19 protein-coding genes and 1 tRNA gene are annotated in these 17106 nt (G+C 61.6%); 15 read left to right on the forward strand and 5 right to left on the reverse strand.

The genetic code is table 11. The features are described from left to right. Positions 1-123 precede the first annotated feature (123 nt). Both IE095_RS00395 and IE095_RS00400 read left to right on the forward strand, forming a co-directional pair. A complete protein-coding gene (locus IE095_RS00395; protein WP_189409395.1) occupies positions 124-897 on the forward strand; it encodes a 3-hydroxybutyrate dehydrogenase in 774 nt (257 codons plus the stop codon). Then, a complete protein-coding gene (locus IE095_RS00400; protein ID WP_229804376.1) occupies positions 894-1925 on the forward strand; it encodes a patatin-like phospholipase family protein in 1032 nt (343 codons plus the stop codon). Before IE095_RS00395 ends, IE095_RS00400 begins: the two co-directional genes overlap by 4 nt. On the opposite strand, the gene IE095_RS00405 is transcribed toward IE095_RS00400, so the two are convergent. Beyond that, positions 1922-2608: a DUF502 domain-containing protein gene (locus IE095_RS00405; RefSeq protein ID WP_189409398.1), complete on the reverse strand. Its 687-nt coding sequence runs from the start codon at positions 2606-2608 to the stop codon at positions 1922-1924. The genes IE095_RS00400 and IE095_RS00405 overlap by 4 nt on opposite strands. Positions 2609-2747: 139 nt before the next feature. Then, positions 2748-2822: transfer RNA gene (locus IE095_RS00410), tRNA-Gln, on the reverse strand. Positions 2823-2924: 102 nt separating this feature from the next. Here IE095_RS00410 and IE095_RS00415 point away from each other — a divergent pair. Together IE095_RS00415 and IE095_RS00420 are read left to right on the forward strand one after the other, a co-directional pair. Then, the gene (locus tag IE095_RS00415) at positions 2925-4103 is read left to right on the forward strand and encodes a BaiN/RdsA family NAD(P)/FAD-dependent oxidoreductase (protein ID WP_189409400.1); all 1179 of its coding nucleotides are present in this window, start codon (positions 2925-2927) and stop codon (positions 4101-4103) included. A 47-nt stretch (positions 4104-4150) separates the two neighbouring features. After that, a complete protein-coding gene (locus tag IE095_RS00420) occupies positions 4151-5266 on the forward strand; it encodes a WD40/YVTN/BNR-like repeat-containing protein (RefSeq protein ID WP_189409402.1) in 1116 nt (371 codons plus the stop codon). On the opposite strand, the gene IE095_RS00425 is transcribed toward IE095_RS00420, so the two are convergent. Genes IE095_RS00425 through IE095_RS00435 form a run of 3 tightly spaced genes read right to left on the reverse strand, consistent with a single transcriptional unit; the run spans position 5263 to position 6966 of the window. Next, positions 5263-5856, reverse strand: coding sequence for an HD domain-containing protein (locus IE095_RS00425; RefSeq protein WP_189409404.1), 594 nt, complete (start codon positions 5854-5856; stop codon positions 5263-5265). The two genes, IE095_RS00420 and IE095_RS00425, sit on opposite strands and share 4 nt — an antisense overlap. Further along, complete coding sequence (locus tag IE095_RS00430) at positions 5856-6302, reverse strand: hypothetical protein (RefSeq protein ID WP_189409406.1); 447 nt, start codon at positions 6300-6302, stop codon at positions 5856-5858. Before IE095_RS00430 ends, IE095_RS00425 begins: the two co-directional genes overlap by 1 nt. A gap of 4 nt (positions 6303-6306) precedes the next feature. After that, positions 6307-6966, reverse strand: coding sequence for an alpha/beta hydrolase (locus tag IE095_RS00435; RefSeq protein WP_189409408.1), 660 nt, complete (start codon positions 6964-6966; stop codon positions 6307-6309). A 156-nt stretch (positions 6967-7122) separates the two neighbouring features. Between IE095_RS00435 and iscR the strand changes: the two genes are divergently transcribed. The 11 genes from iscR to IE095_RS00490 all read left to right on the forward strand — a co-directional run bounded on the left by iscR (position 7123) and on the right by IE095_RS00490 (position 17103). Beyond that, on the forward strand, positions 7123-7581 hold the full coding sequence (iscR, locus tag IE095_RS00440) for a Fe-S cluster assembly transcriptional regulator IscR (RefSeq protein WP_189409410.1): 459 nt from the start codon (positions 7123-7125) through the stop codon (positions 7579-7581). Further along, complete coding sequence (locus IE095_RS00445; protein WP_189409412.1) at positions 7578-8624, forward strand: cysteine desulfurase family protein; 1047 nt, start codon at positions 7578-7580, stop codon at positions 8622-8624. The genes iscR and IE095_RS00445 overlap by 4 nt, the downstream gene beginning before the upstream one ends. 3 nt (positions 8625-8627) lie before the next feature. Further along, entirely contained in the window at positions 8628-10139 is a 1512-nt protein-coding gene (sufB, locus tag IE095_RS00450) for a Fe-S cluster assembly protein SufB (RefSeq protein WP_189409413.1), read from the forward strand. 2 nt (positions 10140-10141) lie between these two features. Continuing rightward, complete coding sequence (locus IE095_RS00455) at positions 10142-11716, forward strand: glycosyltransferase family 2 protein (RefSeq protein ID WP_189409415.1); 1575 nt, start codon at positions 10142-10144, stop codon at positions 11714-11716. Then, positions 11706-12614 (forward strand): component of SufBCD complex, encoded by a 909-nt coding sequence (locus IE095_RS00460; protein ID WP_189409417.1) that lies wholly within the window; start codon positions 11706-11708, stop codon positions 12612-12614. The genes IE095_RS00455 and IE095_RS00460 overlap by 11 nt, the downstream gene beginning before the upstream one ends. Positions 12615-12785: 171 nt before the next feature. Continuing rightward, the gene (locus IE095_RS00465; RefSeq protein WP_189409419.1) at positions 12786-13358 is read left to right on the forward strand and encodes a hypothetical protein; all 573 of its coding nucleotides are present in this window, start codon (positions 12786-12788) and stop codon (positions 13356-13358) included. A gap of 75 nt (positions 13359-13433) precedes the next feature. Further along, complete coding sequence (locus tag IE095_RS00470) at positions 13434-13961, forward strand: hypothetical protein (protein WP_189409421.1); 528 nt, start codon at positions 13434-13436, stop codon at positions 13959-13961. 79 nt (positions 13962-14040) lie between these two features. Beyond that, on the forward strand, positions 14041-14796 hold the full coding sequence (sufC, locus tag IE095_RS00475; protein WP_189409423.1) for a Fe-S cluster assembly ATPase SufC: 756 nt from the start codon (positions 14041-14043) through the stop codon (positions 14794-14796). A gap of 8 nt (positions 14797-14804) precedes the next feature. Continuing rightward, complete coding sequence (gene sufD, locus IE095_RS00480) at positions 14805-16064, forward strand: Fe-S cluster assembly protein SufD (RefSeq protein ID WP_373295389.1); 1260 nt, start codon at positions 14805-14807, stop codon at positions 16062-16064. Next, the gene (locus tag IE095_RS00485) at positions 16064-16549 is read left to right on the forward strand and encodes a YIP1 family protein (protein WP_189409427.1); all 486 of its coding nucleotides are present in this window, start codon (positions 16064-16066) and stop codon (positions 16547-16549) included. Before sufD ends, IE095_RS00485 begins: the two co-directional genes overlap by 1 nt. Then, complete coding sequence (locus IE095_RS00490) at positions 16549-17103, forward strand: YIP1 family protein (protein ID WP_189409429.1); 555 nt, start codon at positions 16549-16551, stop codon at positions 17101-17103. Before IE095_RS00485 ends, IE095_RS00490 begins: the two co-directional genes overlap by 1 nt. Positions 17104-17106 lie beyond the last annotated feature (3 nt).

Genomic DNA, 17106 nt, shown 5'->3' on the forward strand with positions numbered 1-17106 from the left:
GAAACCTGCCTCAAGAACTGAACGCCGGCCTTGTGCCGGCGTTTTTTTATGGCGTTTTCTGCGCTGTGGCGTGATTTTTGCAATTGCAGCGTCTATGTTTGCACAAAGCGAACGGAGACTTTCATGAATCTGACAGGCAAGACGGCCATCATCACCGGATCGACCTCGGGCATCGGTCTGGGCGTGGCAGAATCACTGGCCGCCGCAGGGGCGTCGGTGGTGATCAATTCCTTCAGCGACCGGCCCGAAGACCATGCCCAAGCGGCGGGTTTGGCGGAGAAATACGGTGTTCCGGTCCGTTATATCGCTGCCGACATGTCTGATGGGGCCGCTTGCCGGGCGCTGATCGAAAAGGCCGGGGCCTGCGATATTCTGGTGAACAATGCGGGCATTCAGCATGTGTCCCCCATCGACCAATTCCCGGTCGAAAAGTGGAACCAGATTCTGGCCATCAACCTGTCATCCGCCTTTCATACCACCGCCGCCGCCTTGCCGCTGATGCGGGCCAAGGGGTGGGGCAGGGTTGTCAACATCGCCTCGGCCCATGGTCTGACGGCCAGCCCGTTTAAAGGGGCCTATGTGGCGGCCAAGCATGGGGTTGTGGGCTTTACGAAAGTGACCGCCTTGGAATGCGCGGGGCAGGGCATCACCGCCAACGCGATCTGTCCCGGCTATGTGCTGACGCCACTGGTTGAGGCGCAGATCCCCGATCAGATGAAGGTTCACAACATGGACCGCGAGGCCGTGATCCGCAACGTTCTGCTGGAACGCCAGCCCTCGAAGCAGTTCGCGACGGTGGAACAGGTGGGCGGCACCACGCTGTTTCTTTGCAGCCCCGCCGCCGATCAGATCACCGGCACCACGATCAGCGTTGATGGCGGATGGACGGCCCTGTGACCCGCCTGAACCTTGCGCTGCAGGGCGGTGGCGCGCATGGAGCCTTTACCTGGGGTGTGCTGGACCGCCTGCTGGAGGAAGAGGCTATTGAAGTCGCGGCCCTGTCCGGCACCTCGGCCGGGGCGCTGAACGCGGCGGCTTTCAAGGCGGGCTGGGTCAAGGATGGTCGCGCCGGGGCCAAGGCGGCGCTGGCTGATCTTTGGGCCAAGGTCGGCACCGTGGGTGATCTGCGCATGGCTGAATGGATGAAACCCGTCCTGCCCTTTGCCGCTGCTTGGAACCGCGCGCTGGAAAGCACCTTTGCCCTGTCGCCCATGGGCATTGCAGCGCAACTTACCTCACCCTACGCTTGGGGTTCCGCTTGGCGCAACCCCTTGGCCCGTGTGGTCAAAACGCTTGATATGGGGGCTGTCTGTTCCAGCGAAGGGCCAAGGCTTTATGTCGGGGCGACCAATGTCCGCACAGGCCGTATTCGCGTCTTTTCGGGGGCCGAGGTCTCGCTTCGTGCCATTCTCGCCTCGGCCTGCCTGCCGACCGTCTTTCAGGCGGTGGAAATCGATGATCCCAAAACCCAGCGGCGTGAGGCGTATTGGGATGGCGGCTATACTGGCAACCCGCCCCTGTTCCCGCTGTATGACAAGGGCCTGCCCGACGACATTCTCATCGTCGCCATCAACCCACTGGTCCGCGACGATGTGCCGGATACCGCAGTCGAAATTCAGGACCGCATCAATGAGATCAGCTTCAACTCGGCCCTTATGGGGGAGTTGCGCGCCGTCCATTTCGTCCGCCGTCTGATTGCTGCGGGGCAGCTTTCCCGCGAGGACAAAAAGGATGTCCGCCTGCATCTGATCGCCGATGATCGGCTGATGAACGAACTTTCCGCCTCTAGCAAGATGCTGGCCGAACCTGCGCTGATCGAACGGCTGCGCGCCGCGGGGCACAAGGCGGCCCACGGCTTTCTGAAACGCCACCGCGAGGATCTGGGCAACAGGCCCAGCCTCGATCTGGCGGCGCTGTTCGGCTAAGCCTCGATCACTTTGGGTGTCGGCGTCACCAAACCTGCCGAGACGACCATCTTGGCCGTGTCTTCTGTCGACATGTCCAGCATGATCACATCCTTTGCGGGCACAAAGATCAGCGCGCCCGAGGTAAAGGGCGTCAACGCGACGAAAACACCGATATAATCCTCACCGCCCGGCAGCCGCTCGGCAATCTCGCCCTTGGGCTTGCTCGCCACAAATCCCAATGCCCATGCGCCCTTGCGGGGAAATTCCACCAGACAGGTCTTATCGAAACTTTTTTCCTTGGTGCCAAAGAATGTTTCTGTGACCTGTTTTACCCCGCTATAGACCGACCGGATCACCGGTGTCCGGTCGAGCAACCCTTCGGCCCAGTTGATCACCGACCGCCCGATCAGCCCCTTGGCGATCCAGCCGATGATGATGGTGAAAATCAGAAAGACGATGACGCCCAGCCCCCGCACCGGGAAATTCACCTCGGGTCCGAACATCCGTTCCAGCAGCGCCTCGGGCTGATAGGCGGCGGGGATCAGGGGCAGGATCCAGCCGTCAATCCAGCCAATAAAGGCCCAAGCGATATAGAGCGTCAGGCCCACGGGCAGAACGACAACCAGCCCCGTCAGGAAACTGGCCCGCAGGCTGGCCAACACGCCGCGTTTACGCGGAGGAGGAATCTGAAACTCGGTCATATGGGCATCCTTGGGGCCGGTCACCCTACAGATAAGGCAGCGATCGCATTCGCCGCAATGGGCAGGGTTTGAAAAACTGAGACAGCAGGCGCGCCACAATTCAAAAGAAGGGTGATACTGAGGTTCTTTTGAAGGGAATTGGCTGGGGTGCTAGGATTCGAACCTAGGAATGGCGGTACCAAAAACCGCTGCCTTACCACTTGGCGACACCCCAACCGTGCGGCGGTGTTTAGCGAAGGGCCTAGGAGGCCGCAAGGGGGTTTTCGACAAAAATTCATTGCCTTGCCCGCCGACGCATCGCGGCCTATGCCAAGGCATGGAATCCTATGATGTCATTGTCTTGGGGGCTGGGGCGGCGGGGCTTTTTGCCGGGGCCACGGCGGCGCGGCGGGGGCGGCGGGTCTTGGTCATCGATCATGCGGCCAACCCGGGCGAAAAGATTCGCATTTCGGGCGGGGGGCGCTGCAACTTTACCAATCTGAACACGCGACCGGACCGGTTTCTGTCAGAGAATCCGCGCTTTGCGGCCTCGGCCTTGGCGGGGTTCACGCCGCGCGATTTCCTTGCAAAGGTGGAAAGAGCAGGCATCGCCTATCACGAAAAGACCTTGGGCCAGCTGTTCTGCGATGGTTCGGCGCGGCAGATTGTCGATCTGTTGTTGCGCGATCTGCGCGAGGCGGGGGGCGACTTGCGGCTTTCGACAAGTGTTGAATCGGTGGACCGTGTGGGGGAGGGGTTTAAAGTTCTGACCGGAGCGGGCCTTTTGCAGGCGGGATCGGTGATTGTGGCGACGGGGGGGAAGTCGATCCCCAAGATGGGGGCGACGGGGTTTGGCTATCGTCTGGCCGAACAGTTCGGGCTGCGGCTGGTGGAAACGCGGCCGGGTCTGGTGCCGCTGACCTTTGGGCCGGATCAGTTGGAGCATCTGGCACCGCTGTCGGGCCTGTCTGTGTCGGGGCGGGTGAGCGTTGGTAAGACGCGCTTTGACGAGGCATTGCTATTCACGCATCGGGGCCTATCGGGGCCGGCGATCCTGCAAATCAGTTCCTATTGGCGCGAGGGGGAGGAGATCCTTCTGGATCTGGCGCCCGAACGTCCGGTGGGGGCAGAACTGCGCGAGGCGCGGCAGAAACAGGGGCGGGTGGCCTTGCGGACGGTTCTGGGGGCGTTTCTGCCCGAACGGCTGGCGCGGCTGATGGAGGGGCTTTCGGGGCTGCAAGGCAATCTGGCGGACCAGAACAATGCCAAGCTGGATCAGTTGGCGGGGTTGATTCACGGCTGGCGGCTGAAGCCCACGGGGAGCGAGGGTTATCGGACGGCCGAGGTGACTTTGGGCGGGGTTTCGACCGCCGATCTGGACGCCAAGACGCTGCAAGCGCGGGCGGTGCCGGGGCTGTTCTTTGTGGGCGAGGTGGTGGATGTGACCGGCTGGCTGGGGGGCTATAATTTTCAATGGGCCTGGGCCTCGGGCTTTGCGGCGGGACAGGTGGCGTGACTTTTTTCGCGTGACATGGCAGGCTTCCCGAAAAGCGGGAGGGGGCGATGGCCAAGCGGGTTCTTCTGGGGACGACAAAGGGGGTTTTTCTGCTGGACCCGGCGAAGGGCTATGCGGTCAGCGGGCCGCTTTGCGACGGCTGGCCCATCAACCATGTGATCGGTGATCCGGCGACGGGCCGTCTTTGGGCGGCGGGTGGCGGCGATTGGCATGGGGCGGGGATCTGGCGGTCGGAGGATGGGGGCGAAAGCTGGGTCTTGGCGAAGCTGGCGAATGGCAAGCTGGATGAATGGCTGACGAATGATCCGGCGATGGCGGAGCAGATGGGGGTGCAAGCATCCCCGCCTGCGCCCTTTACGGGGAAGATCAACAATTTCTGGTCGCTGTGCTATGCGCATGGAGTGCTTTATGCGGGGGCGAAGCCCGCGCAGTTGCTGCGCAGTCTGGATGGGGGCGTGACTTGGGAAACGCTGCATGGGCTGACCGATCATCCGAGCGCGGAGGGATGGGAGCCGGGGGCGGCGGGGCTGGTGCTGCATTCGATTCTGACCGATCCGGGGGATGCGCAAAAGCTGTTCGTGGGGATTTCGGCGGCGGGGTTCTTTGCGTCCGAGGATGGGGGCAAAAGCTGGGAACGGCGGGTGAAACGGTCGAATGCCGATGCGGTGCGGACGGGCAATGAGGAGATCGGTTACTGTGTCCACAACATCCAACGGGCGCCGGATGGGACGATTTGGCAGCAGAACCACTGGGGCACCTATCGCAGCACGGATGAGGGGCGGACGTGGAACGAGGTGGGGCAGGGTCTGCCCTCTACCTTTGGCTTTCCCATTGGGGCACATCCGGGGGATGCGTCTTTGGCCTATGTGCTGCCCCTGAACGGCGACAGCATGGGGCGTTTCCCGCCGGATGCGCAATGTGCGGTCTGGCGGACGCAGGATGGGGGCGAAAGCTGGCAGGCGATGCGGAATGGGCTGCCGCAGACGGGATGCTATTTTACGGTGCTGCGTCAGGCGATGGCGACGGATGCGAGTGCGCCGGGTTCGGTCTATTTCGGGACCAATTCGGGGTCGGTCTTTGCATCGCTGGATCAGGGGGAAAGTTGGAGCGAGATCGCACGGCATTTGCCGACGGTTTTGGCGGTGGAGGTGTTGGCGGGTTAGGGACGGGCGCTGAACCACGCCTTGGTCTTGCCCTGAACCCAATCCCATAGGCCTGGCGCGCCGCGGGCGATTTTGTGGCCTACGCGGGCCTCGAGCTGTTCGTAGGTCACGGCATATTCAACCCATGTGCCGCCACCCGAGGCGAGGTTGGCCATGACGGGGGGGAGGCGGTCGAGGGATTTGGCAAAGCGGGCGTCGGGGGTTTCGTTCGCCTCAAACTCATCCCACAGCGCGCGGAAGGCTTGGGCCTGATCGGCAGGCAGCAAACCAAAGAGGCGGTCGGCGGCGCGTTGTTCGGCGGCCTGGGTTTCAAGGCTGGCATGGGCGGCACCATTTGCCGAATGGATGGGCACGTCGCCTGTGTCGATTTCGACCAGATCATGCAGCAAAAGCATGCGGATCACGCGGTCGATGTTCACGCCGGGCGCGGCCTGTTCGGCCAGAACAAGCGCGTAAAGCGCCACATGCCAGGAATGCTCGGCGGTGTTTTCGCGGCGCGAGCCGTCGTGCAAGGTCGTCGCGCGGTAGACGGATTTCAGGCGGTCGGCCTCGGCCAGAAAGGCGAATTGGGCGTCGAGGTCGGCGGGCATCACGTTCCCAGATGGGGATTCGGTTTGGGCGGCACGGGATCATCGCCGAAAGCGGCCATCGCCTCGGAGATCATGCGGGCCTTGGCGGCGGCCGAGACATTGGATTTCGGTTTGGCCTCGGGCGCGGGTTTGGCGGCAGGGGCTGCGGCGGCGACAGCCGGGGCGGCCATCATCACAACCGGTGCGTCATTGCGCGGGCCCATCGTTGCGGCAACCTCTTTGGCGGTCACGCCACGCACGGCAGCCAGGGTTTCATAAAGAAACAGGCGACCGCGTTCTTCGGCGAGATACATCTTGATCGCGGTCATGAAAGCCTCTTGCATCGTGGGCGAGGCGGCCCCCAGAACCTTGCTGACCTTTTCGTGGAAATAGTCGTCGCCCAGTTCTTCGCGCGATGCCAGAACATCGCGCGCCAAACGTTCGCCAAGGTCTTCAATCAGGCTCATCTAACTACCGTGTCGTTTCCGTCAGACGGCGGCGGACGTAATTGCTGACCGTGTCGATCATCGGCTTCATATGCGCCTCTTCGTCACGGAAGAAATGGTCGGCCCCGTCGATCTGCGTGTGGGTGATCGTGATTCCCTTTTGTTCGTGCAACTTGTTGACCAAATTAAGGGTATCTTTGGGCGGCGCGACTTTGTCTGCCGTGCCATTGATCACCAACCCGGAGGAGGGGCAGGGGGCAAGGAAGCTGAAGTCATACATGTTGGCGGGGGGCGCGACCGAGACGAAGCCCGTGATTTCCGGGCGGCGCATCAAAAGCTGCATGCCGATCCAAGCGCCGAAGGAAAAGCCCGCGACCCAGCAATGTTTCGCGTTCTGGTTCTGCGCCTGAAGATAATCGAGCGCCGAGGCGGCATCCGACAATTCGCCAATGCCCAGATCATATTCGCCTTGGCTGCGCCCCACGCCGCGAAAGTTGAAGCGCAGGACGGAGAAGCCCAGATTGTAGAAAGCGTAATGCAGGTTGTAGACGACCTTGTTGTTCATCGTGCCCCCAAACTGCGGATGGGGGTGCAGAACGATGGCGATGGGCGCATCGCGGTCCTTTTGCGGATGATAGCGGCCTTCGAGACGGCCTTCGGGACCGGCAAAGATTACTTCGGGCATAAGTCGAACCTGGTCCTTCGCTCTGGGAAATTGTTGACAATTTCGGTCAGAGAACTTAGAAAGTTTCCAAACCGGCGGAATGCCGATCCGGTGATTGTTTCAGTTAGTCGCGCAGGGGCTGCGCGTCAATGGCCGTAAGGGCGTTGGAGGGGTGGAATGAAGCTTTCGACAAAGGGTCGCTATGCGATGGTGGCTTTGGCCGATCTGGCGCTGGCGCGGGGCGAGGATCTGACGACGCTGGCCGAGGTGTCGAAACGGCAGGACATCAGCCTGCCCTATCTGGAGCAGTTGTTCGTGAAGCTGCGCCGGGCGGGGATTGTAGAGGCCGTGCGGGGGCCGGGGGGCGGTTACAAGCTGGCAAAAGCGCCCGGGGATATAAGGGTCAGCGAGATTCTAGAGGCGGTGGAGGAAACCGTCAGCGCGATGCATACGGGGGCCGGGGCGAGCGGGGGCGTGTCGGGCACGCGGGCGCAGTCGATGGCCAACCGTCTGTGGGAAGGGCTTTCGGCGAACGTCTATGTGTTCCTGCATCAGACGCGGTTGTCAGATGTGATCGGCAATGGGATGAAGCCCTGCCCGGCGGTTCCGGCGCTGTTCCGGGTGGTGGACGAGTGACGGGACGGGTCTATCTGGACTGGAACGCCACCACGCCTTTGCGGGCCGAGGCGCGGGCGGCCATGGTTGCAGCGATGGAGGTGCTGGGCAATCCATCGTCGGTTCATGCCGAGGGGCGGGCGGCGAAGGCCTTGATGGAAAAGGCGCGGGGGCAGGTGGCGGCGGCTTTGGGGGCCGAGGGTGCGGATATCGTCTTTACCTCGGGTGCCACGGAAGCGGCGGCTTTGGCTTGTGCGGGGCGGGGCCTTTTCTGCGCGGATATTGAGCATGAGGCAGTGTCGGCTTGGTGCGAGCCGTCGTTGGTTGTGGATGGGCTGGGGCGTGTGATGGTGAGTGACCCGGCGCAGACGGCCTTGCAACTGGCGAATTCGGAAACAGGGGTGATGCAGGATTTGCCTGAAGGTCTGGCGGTCAGCGATCTGACACAGGGGTTTGGCAAGGTGCCCTTGGCGTTCAACTGGTTGGGCTGTGCGATGGGGCTGGTTTCGGCGCATAAGCTGGGCGGGCCCAAGGGGATTGGGGCGCTGGTGATCCGGCGGGGGCTGGATGTGGCGGCGCAGTTGAAGGGTGGCGGTCAGGAAATGGGCCGCAGGGCGGGGACGGAAAACTTGATGGGCATTGCGGGTTTTGGGGCTGCGGCAGAGGCGGCGGCGCGGGATCTGGCGGATGGGGTTTGGGCGCGGGTGGCCGAACTTAGAAATATTCTAGAACAGGCATTGTCGGCCCCCGGCGATGGGTCTATTTGTGCAGGACTTGGGGCGGCGCGGCTGCCCAACACGTTGAACCTGATCACGCCCGGCTGGAAGGGGGAGACTCAGGTGATGCAGATGGACCTTGCGGGGTTTGCGGTGTCGGCAGGCTCGGCCTGTTCCAGCGGCAAGGTGCGCGAAAGCCGGGTCTTGCGGGCGATGGGATTTGACGGCGTTCAGGCCGCATCAGCGATACGGATTTCGCTGGGGCCGGACACCAAACGGGATGATGTGCTGCGGTTTGCTGATGTCTGGTCGGCGGCGCGGGCGAAACGGTTGAAGGCGGGAGCGTAAGCGATGGACGGGGCAACGGAACTGGAATTGCGCGAAGGCGTGGATCGGGAAACCATCGAGACGGTTCAGGCGATGGCCGGAACCTATAAATACGGCTGGGAAACCGAGATCGAGACGGAATATGCCCCGAAAGGCCTGAACGAAGGCATCGTGCGGTTGATCAGCGAAAAGAACGGCGAGCCGGAATGGCTGCTGGAATGGCGTCTGGCGGCTTTCGCGCGTTGGCAGGGGATGGAAGAGCCGCGTTGGGCGATGCTGAACTATCCGGAAATCGACTATCAGGACCAGTATTACTATGCCAAGCCAAAGAGCATGGGGGTGAAGCCGAAGTCTTTGGATGAGGTGGACCCGAAGCTGCTGGCGACCTATGCGAAACTGGGTATTCCGCTGAAAGAACAGATGCTTCTGGCGGGGGTTGAAGGCGAAGAAGCCCCGCGCAAGGTGGCTGTGGATGCGGTGTTTGATTCTGTTTCCGTAGGGACGACGTTCAAGGACGAGTTGAAAAAGGCCGGGGTCATTTTCTGTTCGATTTCTGAGGCGGTGCGGGAATATCCGGATCTGGTGAAAAAGTATCTGGGGTCGGTCGTGCCGCCCAGCGACAATTTTTTCGCAACCTTGAACAGCGCCGTGTTTTCGGATGGGTCGTTCGTTTACATCCCCGAAGGCGTGCGCTGCCCAATGGAATTGTCGACCTATTTCCGGATCAATGCGGAGAATACGGGCCAGTTTGAACGGACGCTGATCGTTTGCGAAAAGGGGGCCTATGTCAGCTATCTGGAAGGCTGCACGGCCCCGAAGCGGGATACGCATCAGCTTCACGCCGCTGTCGTGGAAATCGTCATTCTGGACGATGCCGAGGTCAAATATTCGACGGTGCAGAACTGGTATCCGGGCGATGAGGAAGGCCGGGGTGGGATTTATAACTTTGTGACCAAGCGGGCCGATTGCCGGGGGGCGCGGGCCAAAGTGATGTGGACGCAGGTGGAAACGGGTTCGGCGATCACCTGGAAATATCCGTCCTGCATCCTGCGGGGGGATGAATCGCAGGGCGAGTTTTATTCCATCGCGATTGCGAACAACGCGCAGCAGGCGGATACGGGCACCAAGATGGTGCATCTGGGCAAGAACACCAAGTCGCGGATCGTTTCGAAAGGCATCAGTGCAGGCCGGGCGCAGAATACCTATCGCGGTTTGGTCAGTATGCACCCGAAGGCCTTGAATTCGCGGAACTATACGCAATGCGACAGCCTGTTGATCGGCGACAAGTGTGGGGCGCATACGGTGCCCTATATCGAGGTGAAGAACACCAGCAGTCGCGTTGAACACGAAGCCACCACGTCAAAGGTGGATGATGATCAATTGTTCTATTGCCGTTCGCGCGGGATGGGCGAGGAAGAGGCGGTGGCGCTGGTGGTGAACGGCTTCTGCCGTGAGGTTTTGCAGGCTCTGCCGATGGAATTCGCGATGGAAGCGCAGGCGCTGGTGGCGATCAGCCTTGAAGGCTCGGTCGGATAACTATGTCGCGCCATGTCCTGTTCACGGCGGTCAAGAACGAGGCCCCGTTCCTGTTGGAATGGATCGCTTATCACAAGGCGATTGGTTTCGACACGGTGATCGTGTTTTCAAACCCGTCGGATGATGGGACAGATGAGCTGCTGGCGGCTTTGGCGGTGGCGGGCGAGATTACGCATGTGCCGCACGAGCCCCCGGTGGGCGTTTCAGCGCAGGGCAATGCGGCGCGTTTGGCCAATGAGATGGGGCTGATCGTCGATGGCGATTGGGTCATGTGGCTGGATGCGGATGAGTTCCTGAACGTGCATGCGGGTGAGGGCAAGCTGGCGGATCTGATCGGCAGGATCGGGGATGCGGCGGGGATGCTGATCCCTTGGCGGATCTTTGGGGATGGCGGAAACAGCCATTTTCCGGGCCGGTTCATTTCAGACGATTTCGTGACGGCGACGGCAAAACATTTCCCCCCGACACGCGAGATAAAGACTCTGTTTCAAGCGTCGCCGAAAACTGCCGGATTCGCGATGTCCGGGATTAACAGACCTATTGTAGCGCCATCTGCAACACCACCACTGTTCCTGTCGGCGGCAGGCACTGCCATTTCAAATTCTGATGTCAATTTGCAATGGCTTGCCGGTCAGGACGTTGCTGCAACAAACAGGGCCAAGCCTGCCGATTTCAGTTGGCGGCTGGCGCAAATCAACCACTACATGCTCCGCACCCCGGAATTCTTTAGATTGAAGCGGCTTCGTGGGCGTGGTTGGGCGACAGGTCAGGCCGGCGCAAGCAACAGTCGCCATACCGACGCCTTTTACGCCAAGATGAATAGAAATGACCGGCAGGACCGCTCCATCCTGCGTCACCGCGCCGCGACGGATATTCAAGTCAAGCGTATACTGTCCTTGGAGGGGGTGGCCGAGGCCGCAGCTTTCGCCGAGCGGGCCACAGCAATGGCGCTGATGCGGGCGGCCTGCCGCCGCGAGGCAGAGGCAAATGTGCAGCCCGAAGATTTCAAGCTGACCCTGCCCGCGCCAGAGGCAGCGCTTTTGCGCGAGACTTATGCTGGGGCCGAAGTGGTGCTGGAATATGGCTCGGGCGGATCGACCTTTGTTGCGGCCCGTAGCGCGGGTCAGGTGACTGCGGTTGAGAACGATCCCGATTGGGCGCTGCGTATGGCCACGGCGTTGGGAAATGGTGGCCTTGGCGGCGTAGCAAGGGTGCATTTCGAAGACGTCGGGTCTGTGGGTGAATGGGCGCGTCCGACCTCGAGCGCGGGGTTTCGGCTGTATCACCGCTATGCCTCGGCGGTTTGGGAAAAGCCTTGGTTCGTTCATCCGGATGTGGTGCTGATTGATGGGCGTTTTCGGACATCCTGCTTGATCAACGCGATCATGCGGGCTGAAAAGCCGATGACGGTGCTGTTTGATGATTATGCCGAGCGACCGAACTATTTCTGGGTGGAGCAGATCGTAAAGCCGCGCCAGATCGTGGGGCGTATGGCGGTTTTTGAGATTGTGCCCGGCATGGCTATTCCCGCCGCCGTGATGGCCCGCGCCCTGGGAAGCTTTACCGATGTCGAATGACGGCCAGACCCTCATCGCCATCCGCACCCACAAATGGGACGAGGACGCGCAGCGCCTGTTCGGGCAATTGCATCCGGTGCTGGGCGATGATCTGGTCGTGGCTTTCCACAATCGGCCCGAGGGGCTGGAGCTGCCTCTGCCGGTGGTCGATCTGAATGACGCCTGGCTGGCGGCGCAGGGTTTGCAGCATTTGCCCGACTGGGGCTGGCGTTGTGGGGATTACTTTCTTTACGCGGTCCGGCAGGTCTATCCGCAGGCGAGGCATATCTGGCTGATCGAGCCGGATGTCTATTTCACCGGCGATCCGGCAGAGTTCTTTGCCAAGGCAGGGCAATCGTCTGCCGATGTGTTGGGGGTGGACGTGCAGCCCATGCCGCGTGGGCATCGGTTTAGCCGGGGCTTACCGGAACTGCCGATCTTTCGGTCAATCTTTGCGCTGTCGCGCTTTTCGGGGCGGGCGGTGGACCGTCTGTTTCCGCTGCGGCAGGCCTATGCAAAGCGCGGATTTGGCCCCCGCTTTTACGCCAATGATGAGGTTTTCTGCTTTTCCCATGCGATGGCCGATCTGGACATGGGCTGCGAAAGCATGACGCGGTTGATGCCGGAATGGCTGGGTCCGGGCCAGATGCAGACCGATCCGGATATTCTGGTCGACACGCTTTTCGCCCATCCGGGGCCGGGGGTGTTTCATCCGGTGCGGGGGCATGCCAGCTTTGCCGGGGCGCTGGCGGGGCGGCTGGTGAACACGATGGCCTTTGTGCGGCATATGGCGCCCTCGCTGGCGGTTTTGACGGCCGAAGAGCGTGCGGGAATCGCTTTGGATGTGGCGCGTCGAACACAGGCACTGCTGGATGGCACCGCCGCGACCCATGCGCGCCGCCAACGGAGGCGGTCATGATTATCGTTGCTTTGCAGGAGGTTGCAGGGCGGGGTTTTGGGTTGCCACATCCTCGACAGATTTCCGCCGTGAAAACTTGCGGGAAATTGCCCGACTTTGATCTACTTCCGCCGCCTTTCGGTCATGCTGTAACGATACAGATGGGGCCGATCAAAGTCTGGGGGACGGATCATGATGAATGTGCAGCAGAACGAATTCGCGGCGCGGATTCAACGGATTCAGAACGCACAGGGTTCGTTCCGTTCGACTTTGTATGTTGGCGACGACCAAAAGCCGATGCCGGGCTTTTCAAAGCGCAAAGCCAAAGAGCAGGCTCAGCAGGCCAACAGCTTTTTGGTGATGGACGAGGATCGACCGCAAAAAAGCAAGGCGACGCGACTGCTTTTGACGCCGCTGGCCTTGGCTTTGGGGGCCGCGACGGTCGTGGCTTTGCGGGCGGTGGATTTTCATGTTCCCGGCCTGACTTTGACTTTTGGCAACGCGGCCCAGACGATGGCTGTCACCTTGGCCTTGGCTACGATGTTTGCGATTTTGGCCGGACAGGCGATCGGTCTGACAAAACCGCAGCACGTTCTGGCGGCGTTTGTCGGCGTTCTGGGGGCGATGCTGGGGATGCACAATCTGGTGCATCTGGCACCCGACCAGTTCGCGACGATCTTTTCGCCGGCCTGGGTGGCGCAGATTCAGGCGACAATGCCGGCGAATTCGGTGGTCGTCGCGGGCGTGGTTCATCCCTTCGGCTGACGCGAGGAGCCTTTACAAAAGGCGGTCCGACAGGCAATTTCCGGGCATTGAACAATGCCTTGGGGGAGTTGGGACATGGCCAAGAAGAAAGACACGACGACCTACGTCGACACCAAGGCTGCCCCGACCTTTACCAAGGGCACGATCTATATTGGCATGAACGAAACGCTGGAGGTTCTGCCGCAGACGCAAGCCAAAAGGCGCGCGCGAGCGGAAAGCCGGGGGCTGTTGTTTCTGCCAGTGACGATTGCCGTGTCGTTGTTGGTGGGCGGGTTGGCCTACGCGGCCGTGCGGTTCGGGCGGTTCCGTTTCATGGCAGAGCAGGGCTTGCCGCCAGAGACCGATACGACGATCTGGTTGCAGAACGGCGGGGCAGCGGCGCTGCTGGCGCTGGTTTTGGCGATGGTGCTGGGGCTGCGCTCGCCCTTCCGGCTGCTGTGCGTGCTGGGGGGCGTGGCGCTGGCGATGGCCGGGTTCCACAATCTGGTGCATCTGTATCCCGACACCTTTGCGCAGGTCTTCTCACCCGAATGGGTAAGCCGTGTGCGCCTGTCAGCGCCGAACGAAAGCTGGCTGTATATGGGCGAATTCAAACCCTTCTGACGCATAAGCGCAGATCACAAGACAAGACCGGGGCCTGCGTGGCGGGCACCCGGCTGAACCTGTTCTAAGGACTGAAAAAATGCTAGAAATCAAGAACCTGCACGTCAAACTGGAAGAAGAGGATAAGGTGATCCTTAAGGGCGTGAACCTGACCATCGAACCGGGAACGGTGCATGCGATCATGGGGCCAAACGGGTCGGGGAAATCGACCCTGTCCTATGTTCTGGCGGGGCGTGATGGTTATGAGGTGACAGACGGCTCGGCCAGCCTTGAGGGCGAGGATCTGCTGACGATGGAGCCAGAGGAACGGGCGGCGGCGGGGCTGTTTCTGGCGTTCCAATATCCGGTGGAAATTCCGGGCGTGGGCAACATGACCTTTTTGCGGACGGCGTTGAATGCGCAGCGGAAAGCGCGGGGCGAGGCAGAGTTGAGCGCGGGCGATTTCCTGAAACTGGCGCGCAGCACGGCGGCAAGCCTGAAGATCGACGCGGATATGATGAAGCGGCCGGTGAACGTGGGCTTTTCGGGCGGCGAGAAGAAGCGCAACGAGATCATGCAGATGGCGCTTTTGCAGCCGAAGATGTGCGTGCTGGATGAAACCGACAGCGGTCTGGACGTGGACGCGATGAAGCTGGTGTCGGAAGGGGTGAACGCGCTGCGGGATGCGGGGCGGTCGTTTCTGGTGATCACGCATTATCAGCGCCTGCTGGACCATATCAAACCGGATGTGGTGCATATCATGGCCGATGGGCGGATCATCCAAACGGGTGGGCCGGAACTGGCGCTTGAGGTGGAAAACAACGGCTATGCCGATCTTCTGGCCGGGGGCAAGTGATGGGGGCCTTGGTTGAGGCAAAGCAGGCGGCGCTGGCCGCGCTTCTGGCGGGGTTGGGCGATATGCCCGCTTTCGCGGGGGCGGCGCGGGCGGCGGCCTTGGCGCGCGTGCAGGGGCAGGGCTTGCCTGTCAAACGCGATGAATACTGGCGCTATAGCGATCCATCGCGGTTGACCACGCCCCAGGCCAAGGCCGGGGTGGCGGTGGAGGATGCTGGTTTTGAAGGCATCGATGCGCTGCGGATTGTCTTTGTGGATGGTGTCTTTGACGCCGGTGCCTCGGATGATCTGGGCAGCGCGGGGGTAGAGATCACGCTGCTGTCGAAGGCCGGGGGCGATCATTGGGCCGGGGCCGATTTCGGCGTGCTGGAGGCGGAGGGGCAAGTGCCGGTGGCGCGGCCTTTGGCGGGCCTGAACACGGCTTTCGCGGCTGAGGGCGTGCTGATCCGTGCCACGGGGGCTGCAAGCCGCCCGGTGGCTTTGGTGCATCGGCAGACGCGTGCGGACAGCGATGTGATGCTGCACCATGTGATCCGGGTGGAGGAGGGCGCGAGCCTGACCCTGCTGGAAAGCGGCACGGGCGGGGCGCGGTTCAACCATGTGGCCGAGGTTCTCGTGGGCGAGGGCGCGGCCTTTCATCACATCCGCGTGCAGGGGCGCGATGAGGCCCGCGCGGCGCTGACGCACCTTTTTGCCCGGGTTGGGGCAGAGGGTCTGTTCAAAAGCTTTACCCTGACGATGAATGGCAGCCTGACGCGGAATGAGGCGATCCTGACGCTGGCGGGCGATGATGGTGTGGCGCATGTCGCCGGTGCGGCGATTGGCGATGGGGCTTTCCATCACGACGACACCGTGTTCGTCACCCATCAGGCGCTGCGTTGCGAAAGCCGTCAGGTCTATAAAAAGGTGCTGAAAGGCGGCGCGGTCGGGGTTTTTCAGGGCAAGATCCTTGTGAAACAGGGTGCACAAAAGACCGATGGCTATCAGATCAGCCAGTCGCTTTTGCTGGACGACGACAGCCAGTTTCTGGCCAAGCCAGAGCTGGAAATCTATGCCGATGATGTGAAATGCAGCCATGGTTCGACCAGTGGCGCGATTGACGAAACGGCACTGTTCTATCTGCAATCGCGGGGCGTGCCGGAACCTGTGGCGCGGCATTTGCTGATCTTGGCTTTCCTCGCCGATGCGATGGCGGAGATTGAGGATGAGGCGATTGCCGAGCATCTGGGCAGCCTGCTGCGCCGTTGGCAGGGGATGGCAGAAGACTGATGTCGATTGTCGATGACATTCTGGCCAGCTATCGCCGCCCACGCCAAGTGATCGCGCGCAAGCTGGCCGATGGGCCGCGTGAAGACCGGGCCTTGGCCACGGTCATGGGGGCCTGCGCGATGGCCTTTGTTGCGCAATGGCCCAGCCTGTCACGCGCTGCCGCGCTGGACCCATCGGTGCCCTTGCAGGCGCGGATGGGGGCGGCGCTGTTGGCCTCGGTCTTTCTGCTGCCGCTGATCCTTTATGCGCTGTCGCTGATCAGCCATGGGGTTGCCCGATCGGTTGGGGGTAGGGGCAGTGCCTTTGCCTCGCGTATGGCGCTGTTCTGGGCGATGCTCGCCATCGCGCCGCTGATGTTGCTGCACGGGTTGACGCGCGGCTTTCTGGGCGATGGTCTGCAAGCGGGTGTGTTGGGCGTGCTGGTGCTGGCGGTGTTTCTTTGGATGTGGCTTTCCATGCTGATGCAGGCGCATAGGGGGGCGTGATGCCGGTCGGGCTGATCCAGTTGGCAAGACTGACCTGGACCGACCCGGCCTTGGCCTTTCGGCAATTGTTGGCCTTGCGCTTGCCACCCGCCGCGATCTGGCAGGCGACGATTGTGCTGGCCATCCTGTTGGTTGCGATCAACCTGCTGCCGGGGCCGATGCCAGTGAAATATGCGCCGGACGGGTTGCCAGCGCCTTTCGTGCAATTTGCGTTGCAATTGCTGTTTCTGGTGGTGCCAGCCGTCATGATGCAGGCCGTTGGCCATGCCTTTGGCCGCACGGCCGCCTTGACCGATTGCCTTTTGGCGATCATCTGGGCGCAGCTTGTCGTGTTGCCAATTCAGGCGCTGTTCGCCTTGACGCTGTATCGCGCGTCCGGGCTGGCCGGGGGCTTTGTGTTGGTATTGATCATCGCGACGCTGTGGTTTCTGACGGTCTTTGTCACGGAACTGTTCGGCTATAGCTCTCGCGGGCGGGTTTTGCTGGCTTTGCTTGTTGCCATGATGCTGATCAGCGCGATTGCGCAAAGCGTTGTGCCGCCGGGCATGATCTGAAGG

It is taken from the genome of Neogemmobacter tilapiae, assembly GCF_014652215.1.
GTDB lineage: Bacteria > Pseudomonadota > Alphaproteobacteria > Rhodobacterales > Rhodobacteraceae > Neogemmobacter > Neogemmobacter tilapiae.